This window comes from Enterobacter sp. ZOR0014 (genome assembly GCF_000798855.1).
Taxonomy (GTDB): domain Bacteria; phylum Pseudomonadota; class Gammaproteobacteria; order Enterobacterales; family Enterobacteriaceae; genus Enterobacter; species Enterobacter kobei.
On the sequence record NZ_JTLF01000254.1, the window covers coordinates 1 to 512 of the forward strand.

Annotated in this window: 1 pseudogene; it reads left to right on the forward strand. The window is 56.4% G+C overall.

The features are described 5' to 3' along the window. Positions 1-441, forward strand: a pseudogene (locus L977_RS13510) (inosine/guanosine kinase); the annotation flags it as partial. Positions 442-512: the final 71 nt, after the last annotated feature.

Genomic DNA, 512 nt, shown 5'->3' on the forward strand with positions numbered 1-512 from the left:
GAACATTATATGGCGGGCTTTACGGAAGAAGAGAGCAAACGCAAAACCCAGCATCCGTTGCTCCCTGGCGCGATTGCCGAGTTCAACCAGTACGAGTTTAGCCGCGGCATGCGCCATAAAGATTGCCTCAACCCGCTGCGTATCTACTCCCACATTGCGCCTTATATGGGCGGACCGGAGAAGATCATGAACACCAACGGGGCGGGTGACGGCGCGCTGGCAGCACTGCTGCACGACATTACCGCCAATGCCTACCACAAAACCAACGTACCCAACTCCAGCAAACACAAGTTCAACTGGCTGACCTATTCGTCGCTGGCGCAGGTGTGTAAGTACGCGAACCGCGTGAGCTATCAGGTGCTGAACCAGCATTCACCGCGCTTAACGCGTGGCCTGCCGGAACGGGAAGACAGCCTCGAAGAGGCTTATTGGGACAGGTAAAAGCAAAACGGCAACCCGGTTGCCGTTTTTAGTGTTTGTTCCCTCTCCCCGTGGGAGAGGGCCAGGGTGAG